This window comes from Actinosynnema sp. NPDC050801, from assembly GCF_040673975.1.
Lineage (GTDB): Bacteria > Actinomycetota > Actinomycetes > Mycobacteriales > Pseudonocardiaceae > Actinosynnema.
Map to the genome: position 1 here is coordinate 259,446 of NZ_JBFAQZ010000011.1, position 18,849 is coordinate 278,294.

Annotated in this window: 22 protein-coding genes; 15 read left to right on the forward strand and 7 right to left on the reverse strand. The window is 71.6% G+C overall.

Annotated elements, in window-relative coordinates:
* Positions 1-59: 59 nt before the first annotated feature.
* Together AB0K14_RS24990 and mca are read right to left on the reverse strand one after the other, a co-directional pair.
* Positions 60-383, reverse strand: coding sequence for a hypothetical protein (locus tag AB0K14_RS24990; RefSeq protein WP_360453429.1), 324 nt, complete (start codon positions 381-383; stop codon positions 60-62).
* Complete coding sequence (gene mca / locus AB0K14_RS24995; RefSeq protein ID WP_360453426.1) at positions 380-1,261, reverse strand: mycothiol conjugate amidase Mca; 882 nt, start codon at positions 1,259-1,261, stop codon at positions 380-382. Before mca ends, AB0K14_RS24990 begins: the two co-directional genes overlap by 4 nt.
* Positions 1,262-1,371: 110 nt before the next feature.
* On the opposite strand from mca, the gene AB0K14_RS25000 reads away from it, so the two are divergent.
* Complete coding sequence (locus AB0K14_RS25000) at positions 1,372-1,782, forward strand: DUF4307 domain-containing protein (RefSeq protein WP_360453423.1); 411 nt, start codon at positions 1,372-1,374, stop codon at positions 1,780-1,782.
* Between the two features lie 185 nt (positions 1,783-1,967).
* On the forward strand, positions 1,968-2,462 hold the full coding sequence (greA, locus tag AB0K14_RS25005; protein WP_360453420.1) for a transcription elongation factor GreA: 495 nt from the start codon (positions 1,968-1,970) through the stop codon (positions 2,460-2,462).
* A 57-nt stretch (positions 2,463-2,519) separates the two neighbouring features.
* Here the strand turns inward: greA and AB0K14_RS25010 are convergent, their stop codons facing one another.
* Entirely contained in the window at positions 2,520-3,014 is a 495-nt protein-coding gene (locus tag AB0K14_RS25010) for an Lrp/AsnC family transcriptional regulator (RefSeq protein WP_360453417.1), read from the reverse strand.
* Positions 3,015-3,088: 74 nt separating this feature from the next.
* On the opposite strand from AB0K14_RS25010, the gene hppD reads away from it, so the two are divergent.
* From hppD to AB0K14_RS25025, 3 genes are all read left to right on the forward strand, one after another.
* Positions 3,089-4,270, forward strand: a complete 1,182-nt coding sequence (gene hppD / locus AB0K14_RS25015; RefSeq protein ID WP_360453414.1) for a 4-hydroxyphenylpyruvate dioxygenase — start codon at positions 3,089-3,091, stop codon at positions 4,268-4,270.
* Between the two features lie 171 nt (positions 4,271-4,441).
* Entirely contained in the window at positions 4,442-4,672 is a 231-nt protein-coding gene (locus tag AB0K14_RS25020; RefSeq protein WP_360453411.1) for a hypothetical protein, read from the forward strand.
* Positions 4,673-4,694: 22 nt separating this feature from the next.
* Complete coding sequence (locus tag AB0K14_RS25025; RefSeq protein ID WP_360453408.1) at positions 4,695-4,967, forward strand: DUF2277 domain-containing protein; 273 nt, start codon at positions 4,695-4,697, stop codon at positions 4,965-4,967.
* Between the two features lie 287 nt (positions 4,968-5,254).
* On the opposite strand, the gene AB0K14_RS25030 is transcribed toward AB0K14_RS25025, so the two are convergent.
* The 3 genes from AB0K14_RS25030 to AB0K14_RS25040 form a co-directional block, all read right to left on the reverse strand.
* Positions 5,255-6,406: a cystathionine gamma-synthase gene (locus tag AB0K14_RS25030; RefSeq protein ID WP_360453406.1), complete on the reverse strand. Its 1,152-nt coding sequence runs from the start codon at positions 6,404-6,406 to the stop codon at positions 5,255-5,257.
* Between the two features lie 85 nt (positions 6,407-6,491).
* Positions 6,492-7,577: an RDD family protein gene (locus tag AB0K14_RS25035; RefSeq protein WP_360453403.1), complete on the reverse strand. Its 1,086-nt coding sequence runs from the start codon at positions 7,575-7,577 to the stop codon at positions 6,492-6,494.
* Between the two features lie 196 nt (positions 7,578-7,773).
* Complete coding sequence (locus AB0K14_RS25040; RefSeq protein WP_360453400.1) at positions 7,774-9,144, reverse strand: cystathionine beta-synthase; 1,371 nt, start codon at positions 9,142-9,144, stop codon at positions 7,774-7,776.
* 177 nt (positions 9,145-9,321) lie between these two features.
* On the opposite strand from AB0K14_RS25040, the gene AB0K14_RS25045 reads away from it, so the two are divergent.
* Entirely contained in the window at positions 9,322-10,542 is a 1,221-nt protein-coding gene (locus AB0K14_RS25045) for an acetyl-CoA C-acetyltransferase (RefSeq protein ID WP_360453397.1), read from the forward strand.
* Between the two features lie 55 nt (positions 10,543-10,597).
* Positions 10,598-10,810, forward strand: coding sequence for a hypothetical protein (locus tag AB0K14_RS25050; protein WP_360453394.1), 213 nt, complete (start codon positions 10,598-10,600; stop codon positions 10,808-10,810).
* Positions 10,811-11,028: 218 nt separating this feature from the next.
* Here AB0K14_RS25050 and AB0K14_RS25055 read toward each other — a convergent pair whose 3' ends face one another.
* Positions 11,029-11,829, reverse strand: coding sequence for a Bax inhibitor-1/YccA family protein (locus AB0K14_RS25055; protein WP_360453391.1), 801 nt, complete (start codon positions 11,827-11,829; stop codon positions 11,029-11,031).
* A 251-nt stretch (positions 11,830-12,080) separates the two neighbouring features.
* Here AB0K14_RS25055 and AB0K14_RS25060 point away from each other — a divergent pair, with 251 nt between their 5' ends.
* The 8 genes from AB0K14_RS25060 (at position 12,081) to pqqB (ending at position 18,804) form a co-directional block, all read left to right on the forward strand.
* Positions 12,081-13,502 (forward strand): hypothetical protein, encoded by a 1,422-nt coding sequence (locus AB0K14_RS25060; protein WP_360453388.1) that lies wholly within the window; start codon positions 12,081-12,083, stop codon positions 13,500-13,502.
* Positions 13,503-13,513: 11 nt separating this feature from the next.
* Positions 13,514-14,233: a class F sortase gene (locus tag AB0K14_RS25065; protein ID WP_360453385.1), complete on the forward strand. Its 720-nt coding sequence runs from the start codon at positions 13,514-13,516 to the stop codon at positions 14,231-14,233.
* 125 nt (positions 14,234-14,358) lie between these two features.
* On the forward strand, positions 14,359-15,516 hold the full coding sequence (locus tag AB0K14_RS25070) for a polysaccharide deacetylase (protein WP_360453382.1): 1,158 nt from the start codon (positions 14,359-14,361) through the stop codon (positions 15,514-15,516).
* 75 nt (positions 15,517-15,591) lie between these two features.
* Entirely contained in the window at positions 15,592-15,687 is a 96-nt protein-coding gene (gene pqqA / locus AB0K14_RS25075) for a pyrroloquinoline quinone precursor peptide PqqA (protein WP_360453379.1), read from the forward strand.
* A 147-nt stretch (positions 15,688-15,834) separates the two neighbouring features.
* Positions 15,835-16,539 carry a pyrroloquinoline-quinone synthase PqqC gene (gene pqqC / locus AB0K14_RS25080; RefSeq protein ID WP_360453826.1) on the forward strand — a complete coding sequence of 235 codons (705 nt, stop codon included), beginning with the start codon at positions 15,835-15,837 and terminating at the stop codon, positions 16,537-16,539.
* Positions 16,536-16,820, forward strand: a complete 285-nt coding sequence (gene pqqD / locus AB0K14_RS25085; RefSeq protein WP_360453376.1) for a pyrroloquinoline quinone biosynthesis peptide chaperone PqqD — start codon at positions 16,536-16,538, stop codon at positions 16,818-16,820. The genes pqqC and pqqD overlap by 4 nt, the downstream gene beginning before the upstream one ends.
* The gene (gene pqqE / locus AB0K14_RS25090; protein ID WP_360453373.1) at positions 16,813-17,883 is read left to right on the forward strand and encodes a pyrroloquinoline quinone biosynthesis protein PqqE; all 1,071 of its coding nucleotides are present in this window, start codon (positions 16,813-16,815) and stop codon (positions 17,881-17,883) included. The genes pqqD and pqqE overlap by 8 nt, the downstream gene beginning before the upstream one ends.
* 45 nt (positions 17,884-17,928) lie before the next feature.
* Complete coding sequence (pqqB, locus tag AB0K14_RS25095; RefSeq protein ID WP_360453370.1) at positions 17,929-18,804, forward strand: pyrroloquinoline quinone biosynthesis protein PqqB; 876 nt, start codon at positions 17,929-17,931, stop codon at positions 18,802-18,804.
* Positions 18,805-18,849: the final 45 nt, after the last annotated feature.

The following is an 18,849-nucleotide window of genomic DNA, read 5'->3' on the forward strand; positions in this document are numbered from 1 at the left end:
AGTAATTCGCGGACCACCCCCGGACTCATCGATCAGACCGGGGTGCGCGCAGCCTGCGGCTAGTCGTCCTGCTTGCCGTTGCCGGCCTTGGCCTCCGGCTTCGACCCCGCCGGCTTCGACTCCGACCCCGACTCCGGCGTCGCTTCCGGTCCGGCCCCGGCCTCCGGCTCGTCGAAGGACGCGGGCAGCTTCTTCAGGTGCTTGCTCATGGACTTCACCAGGAAGACCACGGCGATGAAGAACAGCACCAGGACGAGCAGGCCCAGCGGGGAGGACTTGCCGAAGTCCTCCTGCTGGCCGCCCGGGTCCTTCTCCGTGGACGGCTGCTGGGCCAGCACGACCGCCGTGGTCTGGGACCACGGGATCGGGTCGAACGAGGTCACGCGGTCACCCTCTCCCGGACGCCCGCGAACAGGTCGTCCTCGGGCACGGTGCTGTCGACCAGCGACCGCGCCAACTCGTACTCCTCCGTCGGCCACACCGAGCGCTGCATGTCACGCGGCACGGCGAACCAGCGGCTCTCCGGGTCGATCTGGGTGGCGTGGGCCTTGAGGGCCTCGTCGCGCACCGGGAAGTAGTCGGCGCACTCGACGCGGGTGGTGACCCGCTCGATGACGTCGGGCTGGTCGGCGTCCCACCCCGCCAGCCACTCGGCGTACGGGGACTCCAGGCCCGCCGCGATCATCGCCTCGTGGAACGCCAGCAGCTTCGCGCGGGAGAAGCCGTGCGAGTAGTACAGCTTCAACGGCTGCCACGGCTCGCCCAGCTCGGGGTAGCGCTCCGGGTCGCCGGCGGCGTCGAACGCGGCCACCGACACCTCGTGGCAGCGGATGTGGTCGGGGTGCGGGTAGCCGCCGTTCTCGTCGTAGGTGACGATCACGTGCGGGCGGAACTCGCGGATCACCTCGACCAGCGGCGGGGTGGACTCCTCCAGCGGCACGAGCGCGAAGCAGCCCTCGGGCAGCGGCGGCAGCGGGTCCCCCTCGGGCAGGCCCGAGTCGACGAAGCCCAGCCAGCGGTGTCGCACGCCCAGGATCTCGGCCGCGCGGGCCATCTCCGCGCGGCGGATCTCGGCGATGTTGTCCAGCACCTCGGGGCGGTCCATGGCGGGGTTGAGGATGCTGCCCGCCTCACCGCCCGTGCAGGTCACGACCATGACCTCGTGGCCCTCGGCGACGTAGCGGGCCATCGTCGCGGCACCCTTGCTCGACTCGTCGTCGGGGTGCGCGTGCACCGCCATCAGGCGCAGCTTGTCAACCATGACGGTGGTGCTCCTCCTCGCCCCTGCCGGACCCTTCAGGTCCGGTCCCTGCGACACTCAACGCGGCGGTCGAGGGACATTGTTCCCCACGGGCAGGAAGGGTTCGGACAGTGGCACTGCCCGAGGGCAGGTACGGCACACCCCGAAGGGCCCTGCCGAGGTGGGCAAGGTGGTCACTCCCCGTGATCGCGGTGCTGATCGGCGGGGTCGTCGCGTGGGTGGGCTACCGCAACCTGGGCACCATGCCCGTCGAGGCCAAGCAGACCGCGTTCGAGGTGGTGGGCGACAACTCGGTGCGGATCACGTTCGAGGTGGTCAGGCAGACACCGGAGCAACCCGTGGTGTGCATCGTGCGCGCGCGTTCCCAGGACGGCGACGAGGCGGGGCGGCGGGAGGTGCTGGTCGAGCCGGGAGCCGGCACGGTGCGGGCGACGACCGTGCTGAAGGCGTCCAAACCCCCCGTCACCGGTGAGGTCTTCGGCTGCTCCTACCAGGTTCCGGCGTACCTGTCCACGAGGTAGCGGCCAAGCGGGTGATCTGCGGGTTTACTGGCGGATCCGGGAACAAAACGCCGTCGCCGAACGTTCCCTGCGTGTTACTCTGGCCTTTCAGCACGGCCCCGACGCGGGCCGTGTTTTTCCGTTCCGGGCTGGTGCGCCCGGGAACTGCCAGCCCACGCCGTGGGCCGGAGCAAGACGAGGAGTTGGTGACCGTGAGCGACACTGAGGTGACCTGGCTGACCCAGGAGGCCTACGACCGGCTCAAGGGGGAGCTGGACGAGATGATCGAGAATCGCCCGGTCATTGCTGCGGAGATCAACGCGCGTCGCGAAGAGGGTGACCTCCGCGAGAACGGCGGGTACCACGCGGCCCGCGAGGAGCAGGGCAAGCAGGAAGCCCGCATCCGCCAGCTGCAGGAGCTGTTGAGGGTCGCCAAGGTCGGCGAGGCGCCCACGGTGACGGGCGTCGCGGCGCCCGGCATGGTGCTCACGGTGCGCTACGACGGGGACGACGAGACGGAGGAGTTCCTGCTCGCCACCCGTGAGGAGGGCGCGCACGGCGCCCTTGAGGTCTACTCGCCCTCGTCGCCGCTGGGCAAGGCCCTGCTCGGCTCGAAGGAAGGCGAGGCACGCGAGTACGAGCTGCCCAACGGCAGCACGATGAAGGTCACGCTGATCAAGGCCGTGCCTTACTCCGGCTGATCCCCAGACACCAGGAGGGCGGCCACCGCGCGGGGTGGCCGCCCTCCTGCTGTCGCGTCACGTGATGCGTTCCAGCAGGGGCCGCACGCGGGGCGGGACGGGGGTCGAGAGCGCGATCGACGTGGACAGCCGCTGCACGCCCGGCACGTCCACGATCGAGTCGATCACCCGCTGCAGGTCGGCGTTGGACCGGGCCACGACCCGCGCGAACAGGTCACCGGGCCCGGTCGTCGCGTGCACCTCGCACACCTCGTTGATCGCGGCCAGCCCCTGCGACACCTCGTGCCGCCGTCCCTGGGCGATCTCCAGCACGGCGAACGCGGTCAACCCGTAGCCCATCGCGGCCAGGTCCAGCGCGGGCGGGAAGCCGGTGAGCACGCCGCGCGCCACCAGCCGGTCCAGCCGGGCCTGCACCGTGCCGCGGGCCACGCCGAGCCGCCGCGAGCACTCCAGCACGCCCAACCTCGGCTCGTCCGTGAGCAGCAGCAACAGCCGCGCGTCCAAGGCGTCGACGACCTGGTCAGAGTGTTCAGTTTGCGGGTCCGAAGGCATAGAGCACTGTACAAGATGACCAGCGCAATCAGAGACTGTTGCTCACCCTGACCAGTGCGCACATCCTGTGAAGCATGACGCAGCAGCTTGACGACGTGAGCTACGACCAGCTCCGCCAACTCGTGGGCCTGGTCGACTACGACGGGACGCGCGACCCGTTCCCCGTCCGCTCGATGGACGCCGTGGTCTTCGTGGTCGGCAACGCGACCCAGACCGCGTGGTTCTACCAGGTCGCCTTCGGGATGCAGCTCGTCGCGTACTCCGGGCCGGAGACCGGGCAGCGGGACCACAAGTCCTTCGTGCTCAAGTCCGGCTCGGCGCGGTTCGTGATCAACGGCGGGGTGCGGCCGGACAGCCCGCTGCTCGACCACCACCGCCGGCACGGTGACGGCGTCGTGGACCTCGCGCTGGAGGTGGTCGACGTCGACAGGTGCGTCGAGCACGCGCGTGCCCAGGGCGCGACGGTCCTCGAAGAGCCGCACGACCTCACCGACGAGCACGGCACCGTCCGGCTCGCCGCCATCGCGACCTACGGCGAGACCCGCCACACCCTGGTCGACCGGTCCCGGTACCGCGGGCCGTACCTGCCGGGGTACCAGGCACGGGAGAGCACGGTCGTGCGGCCCGCGGGCGCGCCGAAGCGGTTGTTCCAGGCGGTCGACCACTGCGTGGGCAACGTCGAGCTCGGCCGGATGGACCACTGGGTCGAGTTCTACAACCGGGTGATGGGCTTCGTGAACATGGCGGAGTTCGTCGGCGACGACATCGCCACCGACTACTCGGCGCTGATGAGCAAGGTCGTCTCGAACGGCAACCACCGGGTGAAGTTCCCGCTGAACGAGCCGGCCGTGGCCAAGCGGAAGTCGCAGATCGACGAGTACCTGGAGTTCTACTCCGGTGCGGGCGTGCAGCACATCGCGTTGGCGACCAACGACATCGTGGCGACGTTGACCGCGATGCGGGCGGCGGGCGTGGAGTTCCTGGACACGCCGGACTCGTACTACGACGACCCGGAGCTGCGGGCGCGCATCGGTGAGGTGCGCGTGCCGATCGAGGTGCTCAAGGAGCACCGGATCCTGGTCGACCGGGACGAGGACGGCTACCTGCTCCAGATCTTCACCAAGCCGGTCGGCGACCGGCCGACCGTGTTCTACGAGCTGATCGAGCGGCACGGGTCGCTCGGGTTCGGCAAGGGCAACTTCAAGGCCCTGTTCGAGGCGATCGAGCGCGAGCAGGAACGGCGGGGCAACCTCTAGGTCGCCGCTGGAACCGTCGGGCGAGACCCGGCGTTGGGACGGCAACGGGCCGGTCCGGGCACCCCGGGCCGGCCTTTTCTGTCGGAACGCTGACGATGCCCGTACCGGGCGCGCCGGGACCGGTACTCTCGGTTCGGGGACACCTCACACAGCATTCACCTGGAGGGTGGCATGGCGCTCGCGGTACGGGTCACCGCGGTGCTCCCGCTCGTCGGAGCGGTGGCCACGGCCGTGGCGTTGACCGGCGCGGCCTTCTTCACCGTGGCCCACGCCGGGTGCGCGGACACCGGCCGGTTCGTGGAGCGCGACGGCGTGGTGGAGTTCGTCGGCGGGTGCGTGGACGGCAACGACCTGCCCGCCGTGCCGCGGGTGGAGAACGCGCGGTACGACGTCAAGCCCTGACGTTGTGGGCGATAGTGGAACCATGTGTCGCAACATCAGGGTGCTCCACAACTTCGAACCGCCCGCCACCGAGGACGAGGTCCGTGCGGCGGCGGTCCAGTACGTGCGCAAGGTGAGCGGGTCGGCCCGCCCGTCGGCGGCGAACCAGGAGGCGTTCGACGCCGCCGTGGAGGCGGTCGCCGAGGCGACTCGCGTCCTGCTCGAAGCGCTGGTCACGAACGCGCCGCCCCGTGACCGCGAGGTCGAGGCCGCCAAGGCCAAGGAACGCTCCGCCGCCCGCTTCGGCCCCCGCTGACCCCCGCGCCCTACCCCCAAACCCGCGAGTCCCACGTTCCCGTCCCGCGAGTCCTACCTCCACGTCCCGCGTGTCCTACGTTCGCGTCCCGCGTGTCCTACGTTCGCGTACCCCGAGTTCAACGCTCGGAACGGCACGGACCCCACGCCCGTGGTGCCGAGCGTGGGGTCCGGGTGTTCTGAACGTTGAACTCGGGGGTCCTGAACGTAGGACACGCGCGTTCTGAACGTAGGACACGCGCGGGTTGGGGGTAGGACCCGCGAGGGCTGGGGTTGGAGTCCCGGGAGTCAGGCGAGGGCGGTCAGGAGGTCGGTGACCAGGTCGTCGGCCGACTCGATGCCCACGGACAGGCGGATCAGGTCGGCCGGGACCTCCAGCAGGGAGCCGGCGGTGCTGGCGTGGGTCATCCGGCCCGGGTGCTCGATCAGCGACTCGACGCCGCCCAGCGACTCCGCCAGGGTGAACAGGCGGGTGCGGGAGCAGACGCGCAGCGCCGCCTCCTCACCGCCCTCCACGGTGAACGAGATCATCCCGCCGAACCGGCGCATCTGCTTCGCGGCGACCTCGTGACCGGGGTGTTCGGGCAGGCCCGGGTAGTAGACGCGGGTGACCTTCGGGTGCCGCACGAGGGCTTCGACGACCTTCTCGGCGTTGTCCGAGTGCTTCTCCATGCGCACTTCGAGCGTCTTGAGGCCGCGCAACGTCAACCACGCGTCGAACGGCCCCGGCACCGCGCCCGCGCCGTTCTGCAGGAACCCGAACTGCGCGTCCAGGTCGTCGTCCGACGTGACCAGGGCCCCGCCGACGACGTCGGAGTGCCCGCCGACGTACTTGGTCGTCGAGTGCAGCACGACGTCCGCACCCAGCTCCAACGGGCTCTGCAGGTACGGCGAGGCGAACGTGTTGTCGACCACCAGCCGCGCCCCGGCCGAGTGCGCCACCTGCGCGAGCACGGCGATGTCGGCGATGTTGAGCAACGGGTTGGTCGGCGTCTCGACCCAGATCACCTTGGTGTTCGGCCGGACCGCCGCACGCACCGCGTCGACGTCGGACAGCGGCGCGGGCGTGTGCTCGACACCCCAGTGCGACAGCACCTTGTCGATCAACCGGAACGTGCCGCCGTAGGCGTCGTTCGGGATGACGACGTGGTCGCCGGGACGGCACATGGCCCGCAGGGCCGCGTCGGTCGCGCCCATGCCGGAGGCGAACGCCCGCGCGTGCCGGCCACCTTCGAGCGCCGCCAGGCACTCCTCCAACGCGGCACGGGTCGGGTTGCCGGTGCGCGAGTACTCGAACCCGCCGCGCAGGCCGCCGACGCCGTCCTGGGCGTAGGTGGAGGTGGCGTGGATCGGCACGATGACCGAGCCCGTGGTCGGGTCGGGGTCCTGCCCGGCGTGGATAGCCCTGGTCGCGAAACCGTAGTGGCCGGTGTCCGTCATGGACTCAGGGTACGGCGGCGGAAAAGGCAACCGCCCGTCGGCTTGGCGGCCGACGGGCGGTTGGGGACATCGCGGTGTGGTGCGGTCACCACTGCTGGGGCGGCTGCTGACCGTACGGGTTGGGCTGCTGCGGCTGGCCGTACGGGTTCGCCGCGGGCGGCTGGCCGTAGGGGTTCGGCTGCTGCTGGCCGTACCCGCCGGTGCCGGGGTAGCCGCCGGGGGCCGCGCCCGCAGGGGCGTTGACCACGACGGTGCCCATGATCTTGTCGGCCCACGTCTGCTTCTTGGCCTCCCACAGCGGGGCGAACCAGCCCGCGTAGCAGGGCAGCGAGTCGACGAAGTGGCACAGGTGCCGCACGAAGGCGTTGCCGAAGCCGATCGGCTGCCCCGTCTCCTCCTTGATGAGCTTGACCTTGGCGATCTTCTTGCCCATCGACTGGCCCGTGGTGCCGGCCAGGTACCAGGAGTTGTAGATCATGAAGCCGATGAGGCCCACGTACCCGACACCGCTGAGGATCAACGCGATCGTCGGGTCGCCGGTGGCCGCGCCGATGCCGGCCAGGATGCCGACGACGAGACCGGGCGCGAGGTAGTCGATCAACGCGCCGACCGCGCGGCTGCCCCACTCCGCGTAGTTGCCCGCGGGCGCACCGTAAGCGGGCTGGGCGGCGTACCCGGGCTGCGCGCCCCACGCCTGCTGCTGCGGCGGCTGCCCGTACGGGTTCGCCGCGGGCGGCTGGCCGTAGGGGTTGGACTGCGGCTGCTGCTGGCCGTACGGGTTCGACGGCGGCTGACCGTACGGGTTGGACTGCGGCTGGCCGTACGGCTGCTGCTGGCCGTACTGGGCGGGCGGCTGCTGCCCGTAGCCGGGTGGCTGCTGGGCCGGGAACGCGCCCGAGCCCGGCTGCTGCACCGGCTGGCCGTACGGGTTCGACGGCTGCTGCTGCGTCGCGCCCGGCGGCACGATCTGGGTCGCGTCGGGGTTCGACGGCGGCTGCTGCTGGCCGGAGGGAACGACCTGGGTCGCCTCCGGCGGCGGGAAGGCAGGGGGCTGGCCGCCGCTCGGCACGACCTGGGTCGCGTCGGCGTTCGGGGGCTGGGCACCCTGCCCCTGCTCCTGCTGGTTGTGACCGCCGAACTGCTGGTTTCCTGGCGGCTGCGGAGCGTTCATCGGAGTTTCCAACCCCCTTGGCACGGGCCGTAGGTGTATGAGTCGGTGGCCAACGCTAGCGGATGCGACCGCCCTGGCCACGGGCAACCGGTCAACCCGTCCCGATCCGCGACCTGGACCGGGACGGTTCGGCGACGTGGACCGGGACGGTTCGGTGACGCGGGCCGGGACGGTTCGGCGACCGGCCGGGGGTCGATCAGCGGCCGGCGAGGAAACCCAGGATGTCCTGCCGGGTGACCACTCCGGCCGGCTTGCCGTCCTCCAGCACCAGCGCACCGTCCGCTGAGGACAGTGCGGCCATGGCGGAGCTGATCGACTCGCCCGCGCCGATCGTGGGCAGCTTCAACGACATGTGCTTGTCCAGCCGGTCGGTCAGCTGCGCCTTGCCGGTGAACAGCGCGTCGAGCAGGTCGCGCTCGTTGACCGCGCCCGAGACCTCGGCCGCCATCACCGGCGGCTCGGCGTTGACGACGGGCATCTGGGAGACGCCGTACTCGCGCATGATCGCGACCGCCTCGGCGACCGTCTCGTTGGGATGGCCGTGCACCAGGTCGGGCATCGTGCCGTCCTTGCGCCGCAGCACGTCGCCGACCGTCGCGCCGGACGTGTCGGGCGACAGGAAGCCGTACTGGGCCATCCACTTGTCGTTGAACACGCTGCCCAGGTAACCGCGCCCGCCGTCGGGCAGCAGCACCACGATCACGTCGTCCGGGCCCGCGCTCTCGGCCACCCGCAGCGCCGCCGCGACCGCCATGCCGCACGAGCCGCCGACGAGCAAGCCCTCCTCGCGGGCCAGTCGCCGGGTGAGCTCGAACGAGTCGCCGTCGGTCACCGCGACGATCTCGTCGCACACGTCGCGGTCGTAGGCGTCCGGCCAGAAGTCCTCGCCGACGCCCTCCACCAGGTAGGGCCGTCCGGTGCCGCCGGAGTAGACCGAGCCCTCCGGGTCCGCGCCGATGATCTTCACGCGGCCCCCGGAGACCTCCTTGAGGTACTTGCCGGTGCCGGAGATGGTGCCGCCGGTGCCGACGCCCGCGACGAAGTGGGTGACGCGGCCCTCAGTCTGCCGCCACACCTCCGGGCCGGTGCCGTGGTAGTGGCTGGCCGGGTTCTCCGGGTTGGCGTACTGGTTGGGCTTCCACGCGCCGGGGATCTCGGCGACCAGGCGGTCGGAGACGTTGTAGTAGGAGTCGGGGTGCTCGGGCGCGACGGCGGTCGGGCACACCACCACCTCGGCGCCGTAGGCCTTGAGCACGTTGCGCTTGTCCACGCTGACCTTGTCCGGGCAGACGAAGACACACTTGTAACCCCTGCGCTGGGCCACGAGCGCCAGGCCGACACCGGTGTTGCCCGACGTGGGCTCGACGATCGTGCCGCCGGGCTTGAGCTCGCCGCTGCGCTCCGCCGCCTCGACCATGCGCAGCGCGATGCGGTCCTTCACGCTGCCGCCGGGGTTGAGGTACTCGACCTTGGCCAGGATGAGCGGTCGGAGGCCCTCGGCCACCGCGTTGAGCTTCACCAGCGGCGTGTTGCCGACCAGGTCGACGACGCTCTCGACGTACTCCACGACGGACCTTCCACTTCTTGAGATGACCCGCTGAGCGTATATCGGTGGTGGGGCCGCCGGCCCGGTGGACGACGGACGTCGGGAGATCGGCGTCGTTCGTCACGAGTGGTGGCCGCGCTGAACGCGCGTTAACTAGGCTTCACGTCACTCGTTGCGGCGAAACAAAGGAGTTCCGTAATGCCTGAGGCCGTGATCGTCTCCGCCGCCCGGTCGCCCATCGGGCGCGCGGGCAAGGGCTCGCTCAAGGACATGCGCGCCGACGACCTGACCGTGCAGGTCCTCAAGGCCGCGCTGGCGAAGGTGCCGCAGCTCGACCCGAACGACATCGACGACCTCATGCTCGGCTGCGGGCTGCCCGGCGGCGAGCAGGGCTTCAACCTGGGCCGCGTGGTGTCCGTGCTGGCGGGGTACGACAGCCTGCCCGGCACCACGGTGACCCGTTACTGCGCGTCGAGCGTGCAGACGACCCGGATGGCGCTGCACGCCATCAAGGCGGGCGAGGGCGACGTGTTCATCAGCGCCGGCGTGGAGACGGTGTCGAGCTTCGCCCGCGGGTCGTCCGACTCGTGGCCGGGCACGCACAACCCGGTCTTCGCCGACGCCGAGGCGCGCACGGCCGCCGTGGCGCAGTCCGGCGCGTCGGAGTGGGTCGACCCGCGGGTGAACGGGCAGGTGCCCGACATCTACATCGCCATGGGCCAGACGGCGGAGAACCTGGCGTTGACCAAGGGCGTGTCGCGGCAGGAGATGGACGAGTTCGGCGTGCGGTCGCAGAACCTCGCCGAGAAGGCCATCGCCAACGGGTTCTGGGCGCGCGAGATCACGCCCGTGACGCTGCCGGACGGCACGGTCGTGTCGGCCGACGACGGCCCGCGGCCGGGCGTGACGGTCGAGGGCGTGTCGGGGCTCAAGCCGGTGTTCCGGCCGGACGGGCGGGTCACCGCGGGCAACTGCTGCCCGTTGAACGACGGCGCGGCGGCGCTGGTGGTCATGAGCGACGTGAAGGCGAAGGAGCTGGGCATCACGCCGTTGGCGCGGGTCGTGTCGACCGGTGTGTCCGGGTTGTCGCCGGAGATCATGGGGCTCGGGCCGGTCGAGGCGTCGCGGCGGGCGTTGGCGCTGGCCGGGATGTCGATCTCGGACATCGACCTGGTGGAGATCAACGAGGCGTTCGCGGCGCAGGTCATCCCGTCGTACCGGGACCTGGGGATCGACCTGGACCGGCTCAACGTCAACGGCGGCGCGATCGCCGTGGGTCACCCGTTCGGGATGACCGGTGCGCGGATCACCACGACGTTGATCAACTCGCTGCAGTTCCACGACAAGCAGTTCGGCCTGGAGACCATGTGCGTCGGCGGTGGCCAGGGCATGGCGATGGTCATCGAACGACTGAGCTGAACCGCGTCACGTTGACTGTTACCCGGCGTCCTACCCTTGAGTAAGGGGAGGTCGGGTGACGATGCCGTACGTGTGGTGGCACAGCGGTTACGACCGGCTGTGCCACGCCTTTTCCGTGGCGCAGGCCTCGGAGGCGTACTTCGAGGCGGCCTGCGCCCACTCGGTGCCGCCGGACCTGGTGGTCCGGTCGCCGAGCGGGGCGCTGTGCGTGCCGTGCCTGGTCCGGGTGGGTTCGGCCATGGACGAGGACCGCGGCTGGCGCGACTGACGACCGGCCGGACGCGTCCTGAGCGTTGAACTCGGGGGTCCTGGACGTAGGACTCGCGCGACGCGAACGTACGACTCGCGCGTTCCGAAGGTAGGACACGCGCGTTCTGAACGTAGGACACGCGCGACGCGAACGTAGGACACGCGCGTTCTGGAGGTAGGACACGCGCGAAGGGCGCCCTGGCGGAGCCGGGGCGCCCTTCGCGGTTGCGGGTGCTGCTAGTCGTTCTGGAAGTACGACAGCAGGCGCAGGATCTCCAGGTACAGCCAGACGAGCGTGGTCATCAGGCCGAACGCGGCGAGCCAGGCGTACTTGGCCGGCAGCGCGCCCCGGATCATCTCGTTGGCGGCCTCGAAGTCCAGCAGGAAGCTGAACGCCGCGATGCCGATCACGACCAGGCTGAAGATGATCGCCAGGGTGCCGCCGTCGCGCAGGCCCATGTTCACGCCGAACATGCCCATGACCAGGTTGCCCAGCATGAGCACGACCACGCCGACGGTCGCGCCGATGATCCACTTGGTCAGGCGCGGCGTGACGCGGATCGCACCCGTCTTGTAGACCACGAGCATGGCGCCGAACACGCCGAACGTGCCCAGGATCGCCTGCCAGGCGATGCCCGGGAAGATCGACTCGAACACGCCGGTGATGGCGCCGAGGAACACGCCCTCGGCCGCCGAGTACGCGAGCACCATCGGCCCGCTCGGCGTGCGCTTGAAGATGATGATCAGGGCCAGGACCAGGCCGATGATCATGCCCGGGACCGCCAGCGCGAACGGCGCGACCTGCCCGGTCAGCACCAGCCACGCGGAGATGAACCCGGTGACCAGGGCGACGCCGAGCGTCGTGGCGGTCTTGGTGACCACGTCGTCGATCGTGATGGGGCGCTCGCCGGTGGTCGGCGGCGCTGCCTGGTAGCCGCCTTGCTGCTGCGCCTCGTAGGGCTGGCCGAAGCCTGCGTAGTTACCGCTACCGCCGCCGGTCGGCAGGTTGCGGAACGCGGGGTTGCTGGTGGTACGCACCTCGTCCTCCTGTGGCGTGCTGACGCCGTCACGGGGTTCAACGACCACACGAGTCGATCGGTTCCCGTCCGGGTAAAAGCGACTTTACTCGGGCTGTCGATCTCGGATCCACGGCCCGCGCTGCGGAGCGTAGTCGGCATTCCACCCCTGCGGAGGCTTGCCGACGTGATCTCATCACCGTAAGGCTCGACGACGGCAGTTCCCACCGACCGGCGACGCCCACCGGCTCGCCCTGAGGGGTTCAGGACATCATGGTGTGGAGACGACTCGCCGGCGCGGTGCTCGCGGCCGGTCTGGCCCTGCTCGCCGTGCCCGCCACCGGCGGGGCCCAGCCCGCGGTGGAGAGGGGCGCCGGACACGAGACCGACGCGCAGGGCTACCGGGGCAAACCGGCGGGCGGCGACTGGCTGGGTTCCTACAAGTGGCGTGGCCAGCAGGTGTGGTGCGTGCAGTACTCGCTGCTCGCACCGGACGGCAACGTGGAGTACAAGGAAGGCGACGAGCTGCTCTCCAAGGGCGGCGCGCGGCTGGCCGACGACGTCGCGGGCTCCATCTCCTACCTCTTGTTGAGGTACGCCAACACCCAGTCGGCCGACGAGTCGGCGGCGCTGGCGCACCTGCTGCACACGTGGACCGCGTACGAGGACCCGGGCAAGGGCATCTCGCTCGACCCGAACAGCGACTACAAGCACATCGCCTACAACGCCGACTTCCACTTCCAGCAGCTCGGGCGCTTCGGCCAGGCCCAGCAGGCGGTCGGCCGGCTGGAGGCCGAGGCGGCGGCCAACCGCGGGCCGTGGACGGCCAAGGTGAGCGCTCCGCAGGAGGAGCAGATCATCGGCACGCCGGACACGTGGGTGGTGGACATCACCAAGACCGGCGGCGGTCAGGTGGCCGGCGCCCCCGTCACGGTGGAGCTGGCCGACGCGACGCTGGAGACCGGCGCGGCGACGGGCGAGCTGGCCACCCCGACCGACGGCAAGGCGCTGGCCGTGCAGGTGGTGCCGACCGGGCCGAACCCGTCGGTCACGGTGCGGCTGGACAGCCCGGCCGACCGGCCGAAGGTGCACATCCCGGCCGACGACAACATGCAGCGGATCGTCACCACCGGCGGCGAGAAGAAGCTGACCGCGAACGCGTCGACCACCGCGAAGACCGCGCCCGGCGCGGTGAAGGTCGGCAAGACCGACGCGGAGAGCGGCAAGGCGATCGCGGGTGTGGCGCTGAAGGTGACCGCGCCCGACGGCACGTCGCCCGCCAAGCGGCAGGACGACTCCGCGCTGGCCGGCCCCGAGGGCACGCCGATCGTGCTCCAGACCACCGCGGACGGCACGGTGGAGGTGCCCGACCTGCGCACCCCGCAGGAGATCTGCGTGATCGAGGTCGCCCCGGCCAAGGGTTACGAGGAGTTCTTCGACCCCAACGCGCCGCCCAAGGTCTGCGGAACCGTCGCGGCCGGGCAGACGTTGGCGCTCGCGTTGACCAACAAACCGGACAAACCGGTCGTGCCCATCACGATCCACGCCGGCTCCGAGGGCGCCGGGGTGGTCGCCAAGGCGGCGTACACCACGCGGCTGTCGACCGGCGCCCTGGTCGGGTTCGGCGGTGTCGTGCTGCTCGGCGCGGCGTTCGCCGGGCTGCTGGTGCGGCGACGGGCGACCGCCCGCCGGTGAGGTCCTCGCCGATGGGACCCGCCGCGGTGAAGGCCCTGTTGACCGGCGCGGCGGTGGCGGCTCTGCTCGCCTCCGCCGCGCTGGTCGCCACCCGGTCGCCGGACGTCGTGGCGGCGGGCCGCGCGGCGCCCGCCGACGCCGCGGTGCCGCATCCGTTGGGTGACAGCGCGCGCTCCGGTCGGGGTGTGGACCTGGCCGGTATGCCGGCCGGCGTGCGGCTCCCGACCGCTGCGCCGACGACGACGACCACCACGCCCGCCCCGCCCCCGCCTCCCGCCGAGCCGCCCAAGCAGCAGCCGGGGACGGTGCGGCTGCCCGAGGGCGGGTTGGCCACGCTGGTGCGCGAGGAGGTGACCGCCGACGGCGTGCTGCCGGTCCCCGAGGGCGTCGGCGAGGCGACGTGGTGGGGCGTCGACCTGGGCGCGGCCGAGGGCGCGACCGTGCTGGCCGGGCACGTGAACTGGAAGGGCGTGACCGGGCCGTTCGACGAGCTGTGGCGCGCGGCGGTCGGCCAGGGCGTGACGGTGGTCGACACGGCGGGTCGGACGTTCTCGTTCCGGGTCAGCCGGGTCGAGACGGTGCGCAAGGACGCGCTGCCCACCCGGGCGGTCGAGCTGTTCGGTCCGCGCGGCGAGCACCGGCTGGTGCTGGTGACGTGCGGCGGGCGCTGGGTCGGCGGCGCCACCGGGTACGAGGAGAACCAGGTCGTGATCGCCACGCCCGTGCCCTGATCCTGCCCGCCGGCCCGGTCCGCCGGCCCGGTCGGGCGTTGGTCCGATCGTGCGCTGTCGCGGCGGCGGGCCGCGGTCACGTCACGAAGAGGCAACCTCCGACTACGTCGCGTCGTCCTGTTGTTGTGAAGCGATGGGGCTGGCTGAGCACGGGCGTCGCGTTGGCACTGACCCTGGTGGTGCTGGCCGTGCTGGGAGCCCGTGAGCCCAGACCCGGGTACGACGTGGGCGACGTGGCCACACCGCTGCCGATGGCGCCGCGCACGACCGGCAGCACGAGCACCGTCCCCGCGCCGACCGTGCCCGCCGCGGCATCGCCGCCGTCGTGGATGCGGCGCATGCAGCCGGGCGAGAAGCCGCCGCAGTTCGTGCTGTTCTCGTTCGACGGCGCGGCGTCCAAGCCGCACTGGGACCGGATCATGCCGCTGGCCCGGCAGGTGAACGCGCACGTCACCGGCCTGCTGTCGGGCGTGTACCTGGTGGCCGACGAGGACGCCGCCACCTACACCGGTCCCGGCCACCCGCGGGGCCTGTCCTCCATCGGCTTCGGCGGCAGCCGCGCGGACGTGGCGCTGCGCATCGACTACCTCAACGCCGCCATCGCCGCCGGGCACGAGATCGGCACCCACTACAACGGGCACTTCTGCGTCGGCGACGAGCCGAACGTGGGCACCTGGAACACCGACCAGTGGAACCGGGAGCTGGACCAGTTCTTCGCGATCGTGGAGAACGCCAGGCGGCAGGGGTTCAAGCTGGACCCGGCGACCGTGCGCGGTGGGCGCACGCCGTGCCTGGAGGGCGACTGGGGGCAGGCGTTCCCGGCGATGCGCGGGCACGGCCTGGCCTACGACACCAGCCACGTGAGCCTGGGCGTGGTGTGGCCGTCGGTGCAGGACGGGATGTGGGAGTTCCCCATGCCCGAGGTCCGCGTGCCCGCCCTGGGCAAGCAGGTCGTGATGATGGACTTCAACCTCTGGTACGCGCTCAACGGCGCCAAGGACGAGCCCGACAAGGCCGCCGACTACACGCGGATCGTGCTGGACACCTACCGGTCGGTGTACCAGGCGGCGGTCAACGGCAACCGCGCGCCGATCGTGATCGGCAACCACTTCAACGAGTGGGCGGGCGGCGCGTTCAGCCAGGCCGTCGAGGGGTTCCTGGGCGAGGTGTGCGTCAAGCCCGAGACGGTGTGCGCCACCTACACGGAGGTGATCCAGTGGATGCAGTTGCAGGACCCGGTGGTGCTGGAGCAGTTGAGACGCATGCCCGCCGCCCGCAACTAGCGCGGTAGCCGCCGGAGGCTCTACGGTGGGTTACCGCCGCCCCACGGAGAAGCACCGACATCCGAGGAGTAGCGCATGACCACCGAGCCCGAGAAGCGCCCCTGGGTCAAGCCCGATTTCCGGGACGTCGACACCCCGATGGAAGTCACCGCCTACGCGGCTCGCGGCTAGCCACCGGCCGCGCCCCTGGCGGCCGGTGCCGCGAGGGGCGCGCCGCCGCGGACCGAGAGGTGCCTGCCCGTCGTGCCCGACGCCGAGATGTCCGACCTTGGGATGCCCGACCTTGGGATGCCCGACCTCGGGATGTCCGACCCCGGGATGCCTCGTCCCGAGGTGTCGGAACCCGTGACGTTGACCCCGTCCGAGTTCACCGCGCGCCTGCGCGCCCTGTCATCCCGCTACTGGGACCGCCACCCGTTCCACCTCCGGCTGCACGAGGGCCGGCTGAGCAAGCACGAGCTGCAGCTGTGGGCCGCCAACCGCTGGTACTACCAGCGGGCGATACCCCGCAAGGACGCCGCGATCCTGGCCAACTGCCCGGACGTGGAGGTGCGGCGGGTGTGGCGGGAGCGGATCGTCTGGCACGACGGCAGCGGGCCGGGCGAGGGCGGCGCGGAGAACTGGCTGCGCCTGGCCGAGGCGGTCGGGCTGACCCGCGAGGAGGTGCTGGACGAGCGGCACGTGCTGCCCGGCACGCGGTTCGCGGTGGACGCCTACGTGACGTTCGCCCGCACCCGGCCTTGGGTGGAGGCGGTGGCGTCCGGGCTGACCGAGATGTTCTCCCGCGGCCTGATGGCGCGCCGGCTGGTGGACATGCGCGAGGCCTACCCGTGGATCGCCGAGGAGGGCTTCACCTACTTCACCACCAGGCTCCAGGTGATCGCCGACGAAGGGAGGTCCACTTTGGACATCGTGGTGCGCAACTGCCGCACGCGCGAGCAGCAGGAGGCGGCGGTCGCCGCGCTCGCGTTCAAGTGCGACGTGCTGCGGGCGCTGCTCGACGCCGTGGACTACTACTCATGACCGGCCCGCGCGTGACGGCCCTGAGCGCGGTGCCGCGCCTGCGCCGGGGTGTGAAGACCACCTACGACGAGACCCGCGCCAGCCACGTGGTGCTGTTCCCGGAGGGCGTGCTGGTGCTCAACGAGACGGCGGCCGCGGTGGTCGGGCTGTGCGACGGGCTCAGGTCCGTCGAGGGCATCGCCCTGCGGCTGGCCGAGCAGTTCGAGGGCGTCGAGCCGGACGACGTGGCCGAGCTCGTCGAACGGCTCGTGGCGCGGAGGGTGGTGGACGTCGATGGGTGAGGCACCCCGGGCGGACGCGCCGTTCGGCCTGCTCGCCGAGCTGACCCACCGGTGCCCGCTGCGGTGCGGGTACTGCTCCAACCCCGTCGACCTGGTCGGCCGCGGCGACGAGCTGGACACCGCGCGGTGGCGCCAGGTGTTCGACCAGGCCCGCGCGTTGGGCGTGCTGCAGGTGCACCTGTCCGGCGGCGAGCCGTTGGCGCGCAAGGACCTGCCGGAGCTGGTCGACCACGCGGCGGGGCTCGGCTGCTACGTGAACCTGGTGACCAGCGGGCTGGGGCTCACCCCGGACCGGCTGGCGGACCTGCGCGGTGTCGACCACGTGCAGCTGTCCGTGCAGGACGCGCACGAGGCCAGCGCGAACCGGATCGCCGGGGTGCGGGCGTTCGAGCACAAGCTGCGGGCCGCCGAGGCGATCCGGGGCGCGGGCCTGCCGCTGACCGTGAACGTGGTGCTGCACCGGCTCAACCTCGACCACGTGGGCGACATCGTCGCGCTGGCCGAGCGGATGGGCGCGGACCGCCTGGAGCTGGCCAACACCCAGTACTACGGGTGGGCGCTGCGCAACCGGGCGGCGCTGCTGCCCACCCGCGAGCAGTTGGCGCGGGCGGGCGAGGTGGTGGCGGCCGCGCAGGCGCGGTCGGCGATGGAGATCGTGTACGTGATCGCCGACTACCACGAGGCGCACCCCAAGCCGTGCATGCACGGGTGGGGGGCGCGGCAGCTGACCGTGGCGCCGAACGGCGACGTGCTGCCGTGCCCGGCGGCGGGCGTGATCGACGGGTTGGGCGTGGAGAACGTGCGGGACCGGCCGTTGGCCGACATCTGGCACACCTCGCCCGCGTTCACCGCCTTCCGCGGCTTCGACTGGATGCGCGACCCGTGCCGGTCGTGCGCACGGCGTGAGCTGGACTTCGGCGGGTGCCGCTGCCAGGCGTTCCAGCTGACCGGTGACGCGGCGGCGACCGACCCGGTGTGCACGCTGTCGCCGCACCACGGGCTGGTCGAGGCGATCCTCGCGGGCGGTCCGGCGGACGTGGAGCACCGGGCGGTCGTGCGGTGAAGGCGGTCGTGCGGTCAAGGCGGTCGCGGTGAAGGCGGTCGTGCGGTGAAGGCGGTCGTGCTCGGCACGGCCGCCGGTGGCGGTGTGCCGCAGTGGAACTGCGCGTGCGGGCCGTGCCGGGCGGTGCGGGCCGGTGAGCTGCCCGCGCGCACCCAGGACGCGTTGGCGATCAGCGCGGACGGCGCGCAGTGGTGGCTGGTCAACACCTCGCCGGACATCGGCGCCCAGCTCGCCGCCACGCCCGCGCTCGCGCCGGGCCCCGGCCCGCGGCAGACGCCGGTGCGCGGCGTGCTGTTCACCGACGCCGAGCTGGACCACACGCTGGGCCTGGCGGTGCTGCGCGGCGCGCCCGGGCTGCGGGTGCACGCGCCCGCGACCGTGCTGCACGCGCTCGCGCCCACGCGCGCCGTGCTGGAGACCTACGGCGAGTGGTCGTGGCGGCAGGTGGAGCCGGAGCAGCCGGTCGTGCTCGCGGGCGGCCTGGAGGTCACCGCGTTCCCGGTCAGCGGCAAGCGGCCCCGCTACGCCGCCGACTCGCCGGTGGCGGGCCACTGGGTGGTGGCCTACCGGTTCCGCGACCCGGCCACCGGCGGGGTGCTGCTGTACGCGCCGTGCCTGGCGTCCTGGCCGGCCGGGTTCGACGCGCTGGTGGCGGAGGCCGACGTGGTGCTGCTGGACGGCACGTTCTACGCGCCGTCGGAGATGGGCGCGGCCACCGGCCGGCCGAGCGGCCAGGCCGCGATGGGGCACCTGCCGATCGCGCACAGCCTGCCGGAGTTGCGGGGTCACCCGACGACCAGGCGGATCTACACCCACCTGAACAACACCAACCCGGTGCTCGACCCGGCGTCGCCGGAGCACGCGAAGATCACCGAGGCGGGCGTCGAGCTCGTCGCCGACGGCACGGTGATCGCGATCTGAGGCGCATTGGGGGGTTAAACCCACCGATTCACCGGTGGACAGCCG